9 protein-coding genes are annotated in these 17,757 nt (G+C 35.1%); all 9 read right to left on the minus strand.

The features are described from left to right. Positions 1 to 40: 40 nt before the first annotated feature. The 9 genes from DWW68_RS08470 to DWW68_RS08510 all read right to left on the minus strand — a co-directional run bounded on the left by DWW68_RS08470 (position 41) and on the right by DWW68_RS08510 (position 17,739). A complete protein-coding gene (locus DWW68_RS08470) occupies positions 41 to 616 on the minus strand; it encodes an AAA family ATPase (RefSeq protein ID WP_021953749.1) in 576 nt (191 codons plus the stop codon). A gap of 529 nt (positions 617 to 1,145) precedes the next feature. Further along, positions 1,146 to 1,562 (minus strand): hypothetical protein, encoded by a 417-nt coding sequence (locus tag DWW68_RS08475; protein WP_021953748.1) that lies wholly within the window; start codon positions 1,560 to 1,562, stop codon positions 1,146 to 1,148. A gap of 116 nt (positions 1,563 to 1,678) precedes the next feature. Next, positions 1,679 to 2,272 carry a cytidylate kinase-like family protein gene (locus DWW68_RS08480; protein ID WP_021953747.1) on the minus strand — a complete coding sequence of 198 codons (594 nt, stop codon included), beginning with the start codon at positions 2,270 to 2,272 and terminating at the stop codon, positions 1,679 to 1,681. A 145-nt stretch (positions 2,273 to 2,417) separates the two neighbouring features. Continuing rightward, positions 2,418 to 4,481, minus strand: coding sequence for an MMPL family transporter (locus tag DWW68_RS08485; protein WP_118589393.1), 2,064 nt, complete (start codon positions 4,479 to 4,481; stop codon positions 2,418 to 2,420). 15 nt (positions 4,482 to 4,496) lie between these two features. Next, positions 4,497 to 6,557 carry a hypothetical protein gene (locus tag DWW68_RS08490; RefSeq protein ID WP_118589394.1) on the minus strand — a complete coding sequence of 687 codons (2,061 nt, stop codon included), beginning with the start codon at positions 6,555 to 6,557 and terminating at the stop codon, positions 4,497 to 4,499. A 129-nt stretch (positions 6,558 to 6,686) separates the two neighbouring features. Continuing rightward, positions 6,687 to 7,265, minus strand: coding sequence for a TetR/AcrR family transcriptional regulator C-terminal domain-containing protein (locus tag DWW68_RS08495; RefSeq protein ID WP_021953744.1), 579 nt, complete (start codon positions 7,263 to 7,265; stop codon positions 6,687 to 6,689). 267 nt (positions 7,266 to 7,532) lie between these two features. Next, the gene (locus tag DWW68_RS08500; protein ID WP_118594988.1) at positions 7,533 to 12,752 is read right to left on the minus strand and encodes a glycosyl hydrolase family 18 protein; all 5,220 of its coding nucleotides are present in this window, start codon (positions 12,750 to 12,752) and stop codon (positions 7,533 to 7,535) included. Positions 12,753 to 12,955: 203 nt separating this feature from the next. Next, entirely contained in the window at positions 12,956 to 13,804 is an 849-nt protein-coding gene (locus DWW68_RS08505; RefSeq protein WP_021952268.1) for an undecaprenyl-diphosphate phosphatase, read from the minus strand. Positions 13,805 to 13,827: 23 nt separating this feature from the next. Continuing rightward, the gene (locus DWW68_RS08510; RefSeq protein WP_118589396.1) at positions 13,828 to 17,739 is read right to left on the minus strand and encodes an efflux RND transporter permease subunit; all 3,912 of its coding nucleotides are present in this window, start codon (positions 17,737 to 17,739) and stop codon (positions 13,828 to 13,830) included. Positions 17,740 to 17,757 lie beyond the last annotated feature (18 nt).

Consider the following 17,757-nt stretch of genomic DNA (forward strand, 5'->3'; position numbering starts at 1 on the left):
ACTAATAAAAAGAGTATCCTGAGATACTCTTTAGTGATTCTTATTTAAGTTCCTCGAAATACTTTACAGCTTCCTTAATAGAAACCTTAAATTTGTCATCAGATGAATTGTCAAACAGGAATATATTCTTTATACCTGTTGGAACTGAAAAATCTAATTTCTTAACATATTCATCCCAGTTTTCTAACTTCCATGTATCTCTGTCGGAATTTCTTGCAATCATTCTCTGTCTGCATACTTCAACGTCACACTGTACCCATACAACTATAAGTTCAGCACCTTTCTTTTCCAAAAGCTGACGTCTGAGATTCTCCATATATCCCGGAGTTCTGACCTCTCTTGTGTAAGGTGCATTAATAAATACAGTATCATTATATTCTAATGCTTCCATTGCAATTTCCATAATGCAATCATATTCATAATCTCTTATTTCTGCTTCAAAGAAATCTGAGCTTCTGTTATATTCCTGATTTGCCACAACAAATATCTGCTTTGATAAAACGATTAATGAGTCTTTATCAAGATATACACAGTTTGGTATAGCCTTTGCCAGTTTCTTCGTTACAAATGTTTTTCCACAAGCAGGTGGAGATGTTACTAAAATCAATTTCTTCATAATATTACAACCTCTTCTATATATAATAAAATCATTACAATTTAACCCAATTTCCTTTCATAATACCACCAAATACGCTTCTTAGTCAACACTATAAACTACAAAAAATGACAAAAAACATAACTCTTTTATTTATAAAGATAATTATTACTTTTTCATATATTCTATTATAATAATTATTACAAAAAATAATACATTAGAAGACTGTAAGATATATTAAAAATTCTCACATATAGCTATAAAAACAGGAATGGCTTCTTAGAGATTCCTCCAAGAAGCCACAAAATTGAAAGGGTTTAGATTATTATGTTACCTAAAAATCTAATACCCTTATAGTATAATAATTAAAAACGTTTTTTGCAATAATGACGAACTATTTTTTTATCTTTTGTAATTATTGCACAAATAATCTCTTATTATTGTAAAAAAAGAAAACAATATTCATATATTTTGTACAAATGAACATTCGTTTCCCCCTTTTAAAATTTTGCTTTTTTAGTCAAAACTAATAAAAATCCTTTTATTACCTTTAGCTATATAACTGACCGTTATTTTCCTGTTCATTTCCTGCAAGCTTAATGTTACTGTCATCCATTTTCACCTTTGGAATAACTATAGGTGGAAGTCCTGCATTAACCATAATTGTAGTTATAAGAGTTCTTACATTAGGATATATTTCATCATATGCCTTTTTATGTATTTCCTTCTTATCCATTCCCGGCTCACAATCTAAGAATGCAGTAGCACTAATTTTAAAATTGAAATCCATTGGTGCTGTTTTTTCCATCATGTCAATAGTCAGATTTGCTGCGCAATGAAGATTGTCATTAGTGTATTTAACATTAAATGATGCTCTCTGCTCAATATCTAACTTCACCTGTCCTTCCAATTTATTTGTAAGGTCAATTTCTTCTACCTTCATTCCTTTAAATATTAATTCACCCATTTTTAACCTCCTGTCCGATTCTTTCGTAGCATATTGTCTGCTAACTGTAACTATTACATTCTATCATAAAAAGAACTCCCTAAAAAGAGAGTTCTTTAACAAATTTATATTTTTTGCTATTTCTTAGTATCTACATACAGTTCGATCATCTTAGCGGCAGTGTCAAAGTCAACCTTTCCTGTATTTATGCATATGTCATATCCTCTTGAATCTCCCCACTTGTTCTCACAGTAGAAATTGTGATATACCTTACGCATCTTGTCAACTTTCTTCATTTTATTTTCTGCCTGCTTTGCATCTACATTTTCCCGCTCCATAACTCTTTTAATCTTGCTTTCCTTATCACCGGTAATAAATACCGTTACAAGGTTAGGATTATCTGCTAAAATTTCATCAGCACATCTTCCGACTACCACAAAAGATTCCTTTTCCTCATCAGCTTTTTTCTTTAAAAATCCAAACTGCTTAATGGCAATCTGCTGTTCAAGGGAAATGGTGCTTCCTGTAATAGGCATTGGCATAAAAGAAATGCTAATTGGCCGTTCATCAAATTTTTCCAGCATCTCTTTGCTAAAATGTCCATCCTTTGCAATTTCATCTAAGAGTTCTTTGTTATACAACGGTATGTTGTAATGCTCAGCCAATTTCTTTGCAATAACATGACCACCACTTCCGAATTCACGTCCTAAAGCTATAATTATCTGTTTCATAATGCCGTCCTCCTGTCTCAATTTTGTTACCTTTATTATACCACAAACTGCAATAAAATCACAGTAAAATCAGTGTGTATTTAACTTTAATTTTAAAAGAAAAAAGGATAGAATTACGAAAATCCTATCCTCTTTATATCTTATTTTAATCTAAAAATTTATAGCTTCCTTTAACGATTGCCTTATCAAATACAATGTACATTGCAGGTAATATGCAGATTACGCAAAGCATACTTACAATAGCACCTCTTGCCATAAGAAGACAAAGGGAACTAATCATATCTATACTTGAATATACACCTACACCAAATGTTGCTCCAAAGAATGTAAATGCACTTACCATAACTGATTTCATTGTAGCCTTAAGAGCATCGCCTGCTGCTGCCTTTTTATCTTTTCCACTAGATCTTTCCAGTTTGTATCTGTTAGTCATTAATATTGCATAGTCAACTGTAGCACCTAACTGAATGGTTCCAATAACAATAGATGCAATAAACGGCAACGTCGTATTAGTATAGAACGGTATACCCATATTAATGAATATAGCAAATTCAATAACTGCAACAAGTATTATAGGAAGTGAAATTGACTTAAATACTAAAGCAATGATTATGAAAATCAGGAAAATTGAAACAAAACTTACTGTTGCAAAGTCTTTGTTTGTTATTTTAATAAGGTCTCTTGTACAAGCTGCCTCACCTACTAACATTCCGTTTTTATCATATTTCTTTATAATTTTTTCAATTTCATTACACTGGTTGTTAGCTTCATCTGAACCTGTTTTGTATGCGGACATGAATATAAGCATCTCATGTTCATCGCTTTCTAACTCTTTTGTTAAATCCTTAGGAATAAATGATTCCGGAACAGAACCGTCTAAAACGCTTTCCTTTCCTAATGCCATTTGTACTCCATCAACCTTCTTAACTTCGTCAAGCATAGCTGATACATCTTTTGACTTTACATCTGAATCTAACAAAATAATGTTCGCAGAACCTAAATCATATTCCTTTGCAATCTTATTCTGGGCAACAACGCTCTCTAAAGAATCCGGAAGACTTAATGTTAAATCGTAGTATACCTTTGTGTTGGCCTGACCATAAATTGCAGGTACTAACAAAATAACAAATACTGCAATGAAAATTTTATAATGTTTTGCAATCCATCTAGGTACCTTATCAAAATCAGGTAAAAGATGTCTGTGTTTTGTCTTCTCAATTGCCTTGTGGAATACAAGGATAAATGCTGGAAGAATTGTTACACATGATATAACACCTAATACAACACCCTTTGCCATTACCACACCAAGGTCTAAACCTAAGCTGAAACTCATAAAGCAAAGTGCTATAAATCCTGCCACTGTTGTTATGGAACTACCTACAACTGAGGATATTGTAGCCCTAATGGCATCTGCCATGGCCTCATATTTATCACCATTTGTCTTTTCCATATGTTCCTCAAAGCTGTGCCATAGGAAAATGGAGTAGTCCATTGTAACACCTAACTGAAGTACCGCCGCTAATGCCTTTGTTATGTAGGATATTTCTCCCATAACAAAATTGCTTCCTAAGTTATAGACTATAGCCATACCAATACTCAAAAGGAAGAATACCGGTATCATAAATGAATCCATAAGTAATGATAAAAGAATGATAGATATTACAACTGCAACACAAACATAAATCGGTGTTTCCTGTTCAGCCAAATCCTTTGTATCTGTTACTATTGCAGAAATACCACTTATTAAGCATTGGTGCTTTGTAACCTTTCTGATTTCATTTATGGCTTTCATTGTTCCGTCACCGGAACTTGTATCATCAAATATTACCAGCATAATTGTTGATGTATCTTTGTTAAATGCATCATATACTTTGCTAGGAAGCATTGACTTTGGCATTCCCAAATCAACAAATGAATCATACCATAATACCTTACTTACATGGTCAACCTTTTCCATTTTTTCTTTAAGTACAGATACGTCACTGTCGCTCATTTTGTCAACCATAACAATTCCAAATGCACCGGAATTAAATTCATCCATCAGGATGTCCTGACCTGTCATTGTATCAATTCCATCAGGAAGATAATATAAAAGGTCGTAATTTACTCTTGTATTGAAGTAGCCGATTGCCGATGGTATCAGTAAAAGAACTGCAATAATCAATATGGCATATCTGGCTTTAACAACAAATTGTGAAAACTTCTTCATAAAATATCAGCTCCTTTACTTTTCAGATTTAATTTCTGCTGTTTTGAAGATAAACTTAACATCTCCACTCATGTCACTGTTAATTCCTGAGAATGAATTATACTTCTTTCCTGCGTTTAAAACATCTTCGATTTTGTTTACTGCATCCTTAGTATCTTCTCCGAATATTTCAGTAATCTTGCTGATACCTTCTTTATTTAATTTAATTGTTCCATCCTTTAAGTCCTTAGTACCGTTTGCTAATGTAACAATACCATTATCAAGAGTCTTTGTTCCGGCTGCTAATGTTTTAGCACCATCACTAATCTGTGATGCACCTGAATTTACAGTTCCGATACCACTCTTAATCTGTGGGCTTGCAGCGCCAATCTTGCTCTTAAGTTCACCTGTTCCTAATTTAAGGTCAGCTGTTCCTTTGGCTAAAGTTGCTGCTCCTGTGTTTAACTGCTTAATTCCTGAATATAACTTTGTAACTCCACTGCTAAGGGATGTTGTTCCTGCTTCAAGGGAATCCATTCCTGCAAGTAACTTCTGAATATCTGCTGCACTTGCACTGATTTGTGCTTCAAATGTACTCTTTACACTTTCAAGAGTCTGAACACTGTAATAAGCCTGAAGTAATGTATAATATGTGTTTACATCAAGACCTTTAGCTGTAAGAACCGTATTTAAATCCATGCCTTTAGTAACAGCTCCATTTATACCTTCAACAATCTGATTTAAAACCTTTTCACTGGAAATCAATCCGCCTGTTGCTGCATTTAACTTAGCAATTATTCCATCTATCTGTGTCTGAATAGATGATGGTGTTCCCTGTAATGTCTGCGCTAACTGCTTAACACCTGCATTTGCTTCTTTTGCACCTTTATTTAATGCCTTTGCTCCATTGTTAAGTCCCTGGGATTTCTTTGTATCCTCAAATGCTGCCTTGGCAGTTGCTAAACCTGATGATAAATCTTTTGCACCTTTGTTAAGTTTGCCTGCTCCATCATCAGCTGATGCAAGAGCTTCTAAAAGTGACTGATTAAATATTGAATACTTTCCTAATAACTCTTTTGTTCCATCTGATAATGTTGAAGTATATTTTGCAATATCAGAAGCACCGCTGTTGATTTTTGATGAACCGCTCTTTAATTCATTAGCACCATTATTAAGCTTTGTGGCACCATTTACCAATTCATCAGTTCCATCCTTTAATTCATCCATTTTTTCCTCTATATCAGAGAAATCAAATGTATCCTTTAAATCAATGTCACCTAATTCCGATGTTGCAACTGTAAGTGCCATATCCATTGAAAAATCCTTAACATCAGCTGTAATAGTAACACTTTCAGGAATATCAATGTCACTAATGTAATCCTTTGCCTTGTCAATTGTATCAAGGAGATGATCCTTAAATCCCGGAGCTGCATATCCTACAACGATTTTGTTATCATCGTAATCTACTACTTTTCCGTTATCTACTGTTACATTTGAGAAGTTATCATCTAAAATCATTCCTGTTAATGTAATAAATGGAACAAAGTTTCCTGCAACTTCTTTTGAATTGTTTGTGTAATCATAAACAATTTTTACCTTACCACTTTTTCCTGCTAAATCTTCAGGAGAAATTTCCTTATCATCAAGATAATATGAAACCTTAATATCAATTGGTGCTGACTTTGTTGTTGTTCCCTGATATGAAATGTCCTTGCCTTTGTTTTCCCATATCAGCTTACCATTATCTGTGGTAAATGCCTCATCACCACTAATATTTGTTATATCTGTTAAATCTGAAACATCACTTATGTTGTCTTTTCCTTTCACCTTAAGAACATCACTTACTGTTGTTTTGGTAACTGTTCCGTCAGCATTCATTTCAACATATACTGTTTCTTTCTTATCAGTGTCCTTTGCATCTCCTAACTTGCCTGTAAGCAACGCCTCAACATTTGCCTCATTGTTTGTTTCCTTTGCAGTGCCTAATGTTTTGTCAGTGTTATCTGTAGTCTTTGTTGTTCCACAACCACTAAAGCCACATACAACCATTGACGCTACTAATGTTAAACTAATTCCTTTTTGAATGTAATTCTTCATAACAAACTTCACTCCTTTATAAAAAATCTAAAATAAAGTATACAGTTATGTATCTTTTAATCATTAGACAGTTTCATAACTGTATTTATTTTTTGTACTAACTTATAATTTTGCATATACGCCGTCTGCTTATTTATCTGTTTCATTTTTGTGATACAAATATAATTCGTGTCCTATCTTTTCTGAACTAAAGGAAATATCCTGGAGTAGCTGTGCTAACTCTTCTTCTCCTTCTTTCATTCCTTTAAGTGCCCAGTCAACTATAATTCCCGTAAGACCGTATGCAAAAAATCTTGCGTAAATGTCACGCATCTTTTTATCAAGATGAGTATAAAGGTTTAAATCTTTTATCGCCTTATTAAATAACTCAATAAATATTCTTTCAAGATATACCGAAAAGAAATCATTGTTAGACTTTATGGTATTCATGAAAAACTGTTTTTTCTGTTTCATATAAACCAAAAGCTCTAATATCTTCTCTCCCCAGTTATCAAAAGTAAGATCCTTTGTCAGGGGAATTACCAGTTCCTGATTGTAAATCCAGGCAAGTAACTCATACTTGTCATTAAAATGGTAATAAAAAGTCTGTCTGTTTACACCACAATGTTCCGTAATGTCAGCAACCGTTATCTTATCAAGTATTCTGGTTGAACCTAGTTCTTTAAGGCTTTCAGCCAGTGCCTTTTTGGTAATGTTTGAATTGGCCATGTGACTTCCTCCTTCTATAAATTTATTACATATATTTATTTTTTATACTTGTGTACAATTTCTTACTAGATGTATAATAACACCTTTTTATACATTTGTCTAGTTTTTTTATTACATTTGTCTGATTTTTTATATTATGACTGTTTTTTAGTCGTGAGTTTGTATTATAAAAACATCTAAACATAAAACTTTATTTGGACATTAAAAGAGACCGTCGAACTGATATGTACCAATTCAACGGTCCCCCGTAATTATATTATTATGTTGTTATTTAACAACTATACTGCTCCAGTTGTAATCTACTTCTTTATATAAAGGATCAACTACCTTAAGAATATTATTATATAAGTAATCATGTGCAGCGCTTGTATTCATCTTCTTTGACTGATACAGCTGATCACAAATCTTATATACTGAGTAAGTATATGCCTTACTATATACATAGCTTCCATCACTAAGAACTGCGTATGCTCTTACCTTATATTCTGTTGTAAACTCTCTGGCAGTGTTTGTACTAAACAATGTAGTTCTTACAAAATATGTTGCTGTTGTTGAATTTCCAAGAACTGTATTACTTGTTCCTGCCGGTGTAGAATCTAATGAAACTACATATTTGTTAGTTGAACCAACATACATATCTGCATCTGTTACTCCCAAAGAATTTCCATATATTGTATCTACCGCATAAACAAATCCCCACTTAGTAACATTCTTTCCATCTATTGTAGGTTCTACAGAACCAACAACTCTACTTCCTCCAAGGGTCGTACTTACCTGATATCCTTCAATATTAACATCATCACTGATTGTAATAGTCTTAGGATCAGCTGTAGTAGGTTCCTCTGTCGGTGCCTGTGTAGGTGCTTCTGTTGGTGCCTCAGTAGGTTTCTCTGTCGGCTTCTGTGTTGTTTCCTCATCACCTCTTAAGTTAGATAAGAATGCCTGATTCTCTCTTACAAATGAATTGCCATTTTGTGATGAATCCCAGTTGATAGACCATGACATAATACCTCTGAGTCCCGGATGAGCTGCATCAATCTCTGAGAATGCCGCCTGAAGGTTTGCATTAGATATCTGACCGCTTCCTGCTGCACCGGCTGATGACGGAACACCAATTACTACCTGATCAGGTCTAAGTGGTGCAAAGTATGTTGCTTCACTCTTTGCAACACCGGCTCCTGCTCCTACATAAAATCCGTCAAGTAACATGTTACACATTGCTACAACCCCTTCTTTTGTTCCCATATTATAAGAAACTCCATCCGGTGCTGTTATGGCAATTGAATTGTATAACTGAACATGTACAAAGCTTGTTTCCTCACGTAATGCATTAATCATTGGTAAGTATGAACCTGCCCTTGAATCACAATACTGATTAATTCCTGCATAGTACATATATCCCATCTGCATATAGAATGTTTCAGGTGCCCATGAGAGAATGAAATCATCGCCATAGCTGTGTACAATAGTCTTAATTGCTGAAACCATGTTAGCTAATTTAGGTGAATTAATTTTTCTGATATCCTTATCATTGCCCTGGGCAAACTGTACAGATGACTGTTCTAAGTCAATGTCAATTCCATCAAATCCGTATTCATCTACAAATCCCTTAATATCACTTACAAACTGATTTACAGCTGCCTGTGAATCTAAAGAGAAGTATCCCTCGTATCCTCCAATGGAAAGAACTATTTTCTTTCCTTTAGCCTGTAATGTTTTAATATCCTGCTTAAAGTCTTCCTTTGTATAACTGCTTGAAAGACCTGAAATGTTAAATCGCATTTTTCCATCTGTACTTCCTGCACTAACAGGTTCTGCAAAGGAAATATTAATTACATCCCAGTTACTGTCAACATCTCTTAATTTAATAAACGGATTTCCTGCATTATCCCATGTATGGTAATATCCAATCATAAGTCTTGATGAAAGACCTGTTGTTGGTGTACCTGATGTAGGCTTTTCTGTTTGAGCCACTGTTGTGTCTGATTCAGATAATCCTGAAACCTTAATACTAAGTATGCTTCCTGCTGTTTCCGTACCGTTTAATGCTGCTGTAACCTTTATTGTATGACTTCCGTTTTTAGTAAATGTATAAGCTACCTGTGTAGCAGCTGTATATGATTGATAAAAACTTCCATCTATATAAACGTTGTATGTCTGACCTGACTTAATCTGATCCTGTGTCTGTCCCCATGCAAAGGCTACCTCTGCACCATTTTGTGAAATTAAAGATAGTCCAATAACTTCTGTAGGTTTCGCTGTAACCTCTCCCGGTGCTGTTGTTTCCACTGTAGGGGCTTTGGTTGTTTCTACAGTCGGTGCCTTTGTAGGTACCTCTGTAGTTGGCATTTCATCTACTGCTGCATCCATAGCTTTAGCCCATGCATAATTATTTGTTGCATCCCAATTGATTGACCATGTCATTACACCTCTGAATGTAGGGTATTTTCTTGGCGGTGTAAAGCCTCCTGATGAAGTACCGTTTACCATGGAATTAAGTGCTGTCTTTATAGTGTCATTTGACACATAACCACTACCTGCTGCCTTAGCCATTGATGGAACACCAAACGCTACCTGATCTGCCCTAAGTCCTGCTTCGATTACTAATGTTGACATTGAAGTAAGGAAATCAGCTGTTCCCGGATTTACAATTGATCCACCGTATCCGTTCATTCCACCTGTATTGTAGAACTGTGGATAGCAGATTGTTAAAATATCCTTAATCTTTAATGCCAATCTTAAATATGAAGTTGTAATATCATTAGCTGATAATCTGTCTGCCTGAATATAATATGTTTCAGGAGCCATTGTAATTATAAAATCATCTCCAAAATGATCATGTACTGTTCTCAGTGCTTCTGCAATATAATCAACACCTGTAACAGCACTTCCCTCAAGGTCAATATCAACACCTTCAAATCCATATTCAGTAATAATGTTGATTAATCCGTTAGCAAATCTCTGTGCTGCTGCCTCACTGTTGATTTCAATTCTGCCTTCAGCACCACCTACAGAAATAATAACATGCTGTCCCTTAGCCTTTGCGTCCTTAATATCCTGTATAAACTGTGCCTTTGTATATCCTCCAAGTTCCTTACACAAGTCACTGTCTAGTTCAAATGTAACCTCTCCCGGAGTTGATGTGTTTCCTGTAAAGGCAACACAAATCATATCATAATATGTAGGAACATCACTTATCTTAAGTGCCTTTGAGCCATTTAAGAAATTATGCCAGTATCCTGTAACCATATGCTGTGGTAACTTACCATTTACAGTATAATTATCCTCTGTTGTCTGTTCTTCTCCTGATCCCTTAGTTGTTTCAGGATTACCTGCTACTAAGTCAGTTCTTTCCTTCCAAAGTGTACCTGCTAATATTGGTGACCAGCCTGAATTTGAAGTATGACCATATGTACATTCATATACTTTTCCTTCATACTGAACAAGAACTCCAAGTTCATATTTAACACTGTCAGGTGACCATACAGGATAATCTCCTGTGGCTGCCTTTGTTGTAGAATCCTCTTTTGTTGTAACATTATCCTTTGATGTTACAACTTCACCTTCTTTAGTTGTAACGTGTGTATCATCTTTTTTAGTTGTTTCAGTCTGGGCCGGGGTTCCATCTGAGTATAACACGGTTTTGCCCATCTCTTCACCATTTTCTAATGCCTTTGATGTCATATAGATTTCTGAAATATCAGATGCCTTAGCTGTTCCTGATGTTTTCAAAGTAAATGTAAGAGAATCACCCGGTGCAAATTTCTTTGAACTCCATGCTGGTGGAGTAATAATTGTATATCCATTTCCGCTGGAAATTGTTCCACCTGACTGCCAATCTCCTGTAAGAATCTCCCCGCTCTTTGTCTTAAAGTAAAACGTAGGATATGCCACTGACTCACCAAATGTTTCTGCCTGTGGCAATGCTGCCTTATCACCTGAAGGGTTAGGCAATGTTGCCTCACTTGATTCAGTAAGAGTGTTATTGTTTTTTACAGTAAATGTATATGCACTGCCTGATGTTGCAATATCCACTGAAATGTTATCCTTCTGTGGAATTACAATTTTCTGGTTTGGAAGGCTTGCTGAACCATATAAAGAATCCTTCATAGTCTTAGTTACTGCATTTGTGCTGTCTAATGAAGCCATCCATGAAATAAGACCACCCAGACCTTTTTTCTTTACATAATCACCTTTTGCAGCAACGGATCTTTCATTGTCACATGTAAAGAAATATCCTGTTTCTGCACTATAGTAATAAGCTGCCTGAGCCTTTTCGTCATAATATTCTTTTAATTTGTACTGACTGATAAGAGTATCAATATCGCCATATGCATATGTACCACTTGTAGTTCCGTCAGCTGCCTTAACACTGTTAGGTGTAGCTGTTGCATAAAGTCCCGGGTTGTCAGGATCTAAGCCGTCATTTTTAACTTCTGCCCAACCTCTTGTATACGGTGCAACACCAATTACTACCTTAGACATATCAACTTTATCGCCATATGTATCTTCTAAATATTTAACACATGTATCTACTGAGAACTGCGCATCTTTTTGCTTGTCATGATCATATGAATCGTTAGTATATAAAGCTGTCTGGTGAGCTGTATATCCGTTCCACGCACCATTTAAGTCATATGTCATCATGTTGGCAAAATCTACTGTCTGTAAAACTTTGTCATATTCGATTTTTGCCATCATAGCCGGTGATGCTGACATGGCACATGATAATTCATAATACTTACCATCTTTTACACTATACTCATCTAAAGTATTTCTAAGTTCCTGCATAAGAAGTGTAAAGTTCTTTGTATCTGCCTCTGAGCCTTTACATCCTTTATCAACAGTTACTCCGTTTCCTGTAGGATCCGGGTCTCTGTCTGCTGTAGGATACTCCCAGTCAATATCTACGAAATCATATCCGTAATAATGAACAAATTTTGCAATATTCTGCGCAAACTTTTTTCTTGTTTCTGCAGTTGATGCAAGTTTAGGAAATGCTCCTGATCTTGTCCACCCACCTACGGAAATACCGATTTTCATATTAGGGTACTGCTGTCTTAAAAGAAGCATTGCTCCTAATACACCGGCATATAAAGATTCTGAGCCAACGCTGTATCCAACATTAGGATTATCAAAATCTGCCCAGTAATCACAAACATTTAAATTACCTTTTTCATCCACGTCCATAAATGCGAAGTTTAAATGTGTAATTAAACTTCCGTCAATTTTACTTGGATAGAAATTCTTCTGTCCTGCATAAACTGACCATTCACCGTAATACATTACGTTACGGTAAGTTGCCGATGAAGCCTTGTTTTCAGCTTTCAATTCAGCAAGAGTCTTTGTGGCAGCCTTTACATCTGTCACACTGCTTTCTGAAACTGCTACATAACCACACATAAGGTTAAACACCATTACTATGGTTAAGACAACACTCCAGACACGTCTTGTGATTGATTTCTTTCTAAAATCACTCAATTTCATTGTTCCCTCCTTAATATTTAACAAAAATAATTACGAAATCTATTATATGTTAGCACTTTTAACTAAATCTTTAAAGCCATTTTACCAAATTTATCCTCAGAACTGGTAAATTGCACAAATAAATACAAGAAAAAACAACTATAAACAAAAAAAGTTCCAACCTAACGTAAAATCAGATTGAAACCTTTTCATATTAATTAATTTTATCTAAAAAGAAAATATACTAAAACTACTGCTCCTAAAATAATTCTATACCATCCAAATATCTGGAAATCATGCTTCTTAATATATCCCATAAGGAACTTTATAACAAGTAATGAAACAAAAAACGCCACTGCCATTCCCACAAGCAAAATGCTTAACTCAGATACTGTAAATAACAAACCGAATTTTAAAAGTTTTATAAAACTAAGTCCAAACATAACCGGCACTGCAAGGAAAAATGTGAATTCTGCTGCTGCCACTCTTGATACCCCAATAAGCAATGAACCGATTATTGTTGAACCTGAACGGGACGTTCCCGGGATTATGGATAACACCTGAAATAAACCAATTATAAATGCAGTTTTGTATGTTATGTCTGAAAGAGTGTTGATTTTTGGTGTTCTTGTTTTATTCCAACGCTCGACTATTATAAAAGCAATACCATAGAATATAAGTGTAATGGCTATAACTGTAGGTGTATGTAAATGTGCCTCAATAAAATCATCAAAAGCTATTGTAACAACCGCTCCCGGTATACAGGCTACTACAACCTTAAACCATAAAGACCATATATCCTTTTTAAGGATTGAGCCTTTTTTGTTAATTCCATCTTCTGTATCCTTTCTTTTAAAAGGCCACATTTTATTCCAGAACATAACCACAACTGCCAGAATTGCTCCTAACTGAATTACCACGAAAAACATTTCCTTAAAGTCACTGCTTACATTCATTTTAATAAATTCATCTACCAGTAACATATGTCCGGTGCTGCTTATTGGCAACCACTCAGTTATTCCCTCAACTATTCCTAAAAATATAACCTTTAATATTTCAATTATAAAATCCATCACTACATCCTTTCATATATAATTTACATTGCCGTTTCATCCGGAATATCATCCAAATTGTCATCTCCAACATCTATGACCTTTGGTTTCTTTCTATAGAAAATGTCATATAGAACCGGAACAATAAACAATGTCATTAATGTTGCATACAGTAAACCTGCACTAACCACTATAGCCATACTCTTTTGCATTGCATCACCGGCATTTTGTGAGAATACCATAACACTCATGGATAAAATAGTGGTAAGGGCTGTCATAAGTATTGGTCTCATTCTTGTTTTTCCCGTTCTGATTAATGCCTCCCGTTTTTCCATTCCTTTTATCCTCAGTTGGTTGGCATAATCCACAAACACTATTCCGTTATTTACAACTGTTCCCATAAGTATCATAAATCCCATAAGCGCCATGGCTGATATAGACTGACCAAATATCATAAGTCCAATCATACCTCCGGTAAATGCCAATGGAACCGTAAATATAATGATAAACGGAGATAAAATGCTTTGGAACTGTGCTACCATAATAAGATATACAAACACGAAACCTAAAGCAAGGGCTAACAGCATCTGTTTTATCATTTCCATTACCTGAGCTGATTCACCCTGAATTTCTATGTTATATCCATCCGGTGTATCATACTTTGCCAAAGACTTTTCTAACTGTCTTGACAAAAGTGTAGCATTGTAATCTTCTTTAACTTCAGCTGTTACAGACATATATCTTGACTGATTTTCCCTTCTTATGCTGTCGACACTTTCTCCCTTAATCATTTTTGCAAACTTAGATAGCTTATAGGTTTTATTTACATCTTCTCCTGATGCATTTTTAGTTGTAGATGTAATTTCCGTATTCATGAGATTTTCAACATCCGGCTTATCAAGGTCATTTATTACATTAACATCCATATCCTTGTTATCCACAGTAATTGTTACGGCTGTTTTGTCTGTTTTTATCTTTGCCGCTAACTGCTGGTAAATCTGTGCTGTTGTAAGCCCATATTCTGCCGCTTTATCTTTATTTATTTCTAAATGTATCTGTTTATTTTTCTCACTGATGCCATCTTTTACATTTTCTGTTCCCTTAATGTCTTCCATCATTTTTTTAACGTCTTTGCTGATAGACACAAGTTTATTCTGGTCATCACCATATATATTTACCTGAAGTCCGTTACCGGAAAGACTTGATGTGTCTCCTAGGGCTGAAGATGACACCTTAAGTTCTTTGCATTTTATATCTTTAGCGTTGTCCTCAATTTCTTTTATAATTTTCTTAAACTGACCTGTAGTTTTTATGTCTTCATCAGTTATTACACTAAATATAAAGGAGGTATAATTTCCACCGGCTCCTTCTAAAACAGATGATGTGGCGCCGGCATTTCCATCCATGGCACCTACCTTGTCAATTCCCTTAACCTTAAGTATGGCATCCATTACCTTATCAGCTGTGGCATATGCCTCTTTCTTTTCTGTGTCATCATCTACTGTAAGACTTACTGAAATCTGATTGCTTACCATGTCATCCATCATTACAAGCCCCATTCTAAATGCCTGCACAACGCATATTACCAGCAGTAAAACAGAGATTATAAGAGGGATTGCCTTATGCTTCAAACATTTCTCTAATACCTTTCCGTAGTAATTATTTACTTTGTCATATAACTTATGCTGTTTTGTTTTTGTGTTTTTTAAAACTGTTGCACTAATAGTAGGAACTACAGTCATTGCCACAATAAGGGATGCTATAAGGGCATATGAAATGGTAAATGCAAAAGGCATCAGTAAATCACTAATCATTCCCGTAACATATACCATAGGAAGGAATACACTTATGGTAGTTAAGGTTGAAGCCACAATAGGTGCTGCCACCTGTTTAGTACCCTGTACCGCAGCTCTTGGTGCGGATATGCCATGTCCTCTTAACCTGTAAATATTTTCCATTACAACAATGGAGTTGTCTACTAACATTCCTATTCCAAGACATAAGCCTCCAAGAGACATTACATTTAATGTGATGTTGGTAAAATACATTATAACTACGGCAAACAACACACTAAATGGTATACTAAAGGCTACTATTAATGTAGGCTTAATATCCTTTAAAAACAGTGCCAGCACAATAATTGCAAGAATTGCACCAATAAGCATACTGCTTAAAACGGAACTGATAATCATATCTATATAATTGTTCTGATCCATAATGGTTGTTACTGACAAACCATCATATTTCTTTTCCAGTTCCTTTGATGCTGATTTTATGTTATCAGACACATCACTGGTGTTGGCTGTACTTGATTTATATATGGCAAGTAATATTGCATCCCCACCATTAATTTTTGAATAGCTTTCTCCCGCATTATCAACCACTGTTACATCAGCTACATCTGATAATTTAATCTTTCCAATGCCGGATATTTTTGTGAGAACCATATCTTTAATTTCCTTTTTACCGGTATAATTATCTCCCACATCAATCAACCACTGGTTGTCATTTTTATCGTCTATGTATCCCGCAGGCATTGAAAAGTTTTGAGCATAAATAAGATTAGATAATGTATCAATACTTAACAATGCGTCCACATTTGCATTCTCCTTAGCAGCTTTTCTTGAATTTTCCAGTTTTTTCTTTGCATCTTTTAAATCTTTTTTAGCACTTTCTAACTGAGTCTGACCTGCTGCTATCTGTGCCTGACCTGCACCAAATCCTGCGGCAGCGTTATATCCCCCTTCAATTGTTTTTGACTGATTTTCGTCTATTCCCTTCATCTGTCCTGAAATAGTGTCATTCATCATTGATGCTGCCTTAATTTCTATTTCAAGATTTGCCAGTTCAGTTTTTATCTGAGGCATTCTCACTTCTACAATGTCATAAACCTTTTTCAGATTTTTGTAGGTTAATTCCTTTGTTTCTTTGCCGTAACCTATTTTTTCCAGCCACTTTACAAAAGTTTCAAATTCCTTTTTGTTATTCACCGCATCCTTAATATTTTTAGGAACAGTTACCCCTGCCTGTTTTGCCAGTTCACCATACTGAGAGCTAAAAGTTGTAAACGTCTTGTCAATTTTATTGTACATATCTTCAACCTTTGCATCCTCATATGCCTTCTGCTCCGCTTCAAGGGCACTTTTACCTGCCTTTAAGCTGTTAAGGGATGCCTCGTAAGCATTTTTTACAGCCTGTGCCTGGGATAATTTAACCTGGGCATCAGCTAACTGCTTATTAGTGCTTTTTTGAGTGTCATCTAAATTAGACTTTTGGGAATATAATTCCTTTTCCCCATCTGATAATTTCTTTTGTGCATCATCTATCTGCTTTTGTGCATCTACCAATTTACTGTTTGTTTTAGCCAGGATTTTATCATTAATTTTGTCAATTTTTTTACTGTTTAGCTTTACTTCTATGGAATCTGTGGTAAATCCCATAGAGGTAATACTTGCCACACCATTTTGTCTTTCAAAGTAAGGTTGCAGAGTATTTTTAGTAAAATCCGTAAGTTCTTTTATGTCCTTACCCTTATAATCCACACCTACGTACATGGTTGCCACCATATCCATGCTTACTTCCATTATATTGGGAGTTCCACATTCATCAGGAAGGCTTACCGTATCTAAAACCTTTGATATTCTTACCAAAGCCGAATCCATATTGGTATCATCTGCAAACTGTAGCATTATCATACTGTAGTTATCAGCAGAAACACTTTTTACGTCTTCCACCCCATTTACTGTTCCAAGAGAACTTTCCAGTGGCTTTGTAACGTCATTTTCAACTTTTTTAGGAGTAGCTCCCGGCTGGGTTGTTATTACCATAATATATGGCAGTTCCATATCCGGCATTAAATCCATATTCATTCTGTTTAAGCTTACTCCCCCGATAAGGAGAATAATTATTACTGCCACTACTACGAAATATGGCTTTTTTACAAAAAATTTAGTCATTAAATTACCCTTTCGTTC

The sequence above is a fragment of the Eubacterium sp. AF16-48 genome (assembly GCF_003479405.1).
GTDB lineage: Bacteria > Bacillota > Clostridia > Lachnospirales > Lachnospiraceae > Eubacterium_G > Eubacterium_G segne.

Excerpts from the sequence above, each read along its gene's own strand:
- DWW68_RS08470 (WP_021953749.1), bottom strand. The coding sequence starts at position 616 with ATGAAGAAATTGATTTTAGTAACATCTCCACCTGCTTGTGGAAAAACA.
- DWW68_RS08475 (WP_021953748.1), bottom strand. The coding sequence starts at position 1,562 with ATGGGTGAATTAATATTTAAAGGAATGAAGGTAGAAGAAATTGACCTT.
- DWW68_RS08480 (WP_021953747.1), bottom strand. The coding sequence starts at position 2,272 with ATGAAACAGATAATTATAGCTTTAGGACGTGAATTCGGAAGTGGTGGT.
- DWW68_RS08485 (WP_118589393.1), bottom strand. The coding sequence starts at position 4,481 with ATGAAGAAGTTTTCACAATTTGTTGTTAAAGCCAGATATGCCATATTG.
- DWW68_RS08490 (WP_118589394.1), bottom strand. The coding sequence starts at position 6,557 with ATGAAGAATTACATTCAAAAAGGAATTAGTTTAACATTAGTAGCGTCA.
- DWW68_RS08495 (WP_021953744.1), bottom strand. The coding sequence starts at position 7,265 with ATGGCCAATTCAAACATTACCAAAAAGGCACTGGCTGAAAGCCTTAAA.
- DWW68_RS08500 (WP_118594988.1), bottom strand. The coding sequence starts at position 12,752 with ATGAAATTGAGTGATTTTAGAAAGAAATCAATCACAAGACGTGTCTGG.
- DWW68_RS08505 (WP_021952268.1), bottom strand. The coding sequence starts at position 13,804 with ATGGATTTTATAATTGAAATATTAAAGGTTATATTTTTAGGAATAGTT.
- DWW68_RS08510 (WP_118589396.1), bottom strand. The coding sequence starts at position 17,739 with ATGACTAAATTTTTTGTAAAAAAGCCATATTTCGTAGTAGTGGCAGTA.